This window comes from Photobacterium sp. R1 (genome assembly GCF_054600795.1).
Window position 1 is genome coordinate 1 of the sequence record NZ_BAAHZP010000661.1, and the last position, 261, is coordinate 261.

At 55.2% G+C, this 261-nt stretch carries 1 protein-coding gene; it reads left to right on the forward strand.

Translation table 11 applies throughout. From position 1 onward, the window contains the following. The coding region (locus ACYP03_RS26720; protein WP_459782767.1) for a helicase-related protein at window positions 1–261 on the forward strand (261 nt) is incomplete at both ends.

Sequence of the window (261 nt, forward strand, 5' to 3'; positions counted from 1 at the left end):
TGGAAGATAACAAAGAGCGCATGCAGGCGCTGCGTCTGCTGCTGCTGGACAAACAGCCGGAAAGCGCCGTGGTGTTCTGTAATACCAAGCGCGAAACACAGCAAGTCGCGGATGAGTTGGCCGATGCCGGTTTCAGCGTGTTAGCGCTGCACGGCGATTTGGAACAAAGAGACAGGGATCAGACGCTGCTGCAATTTGCCAATAAGAGTGCCTGTATTCTGGTTGCCACAGACGTTGCCGCCCGCGGACTGGATATTGATG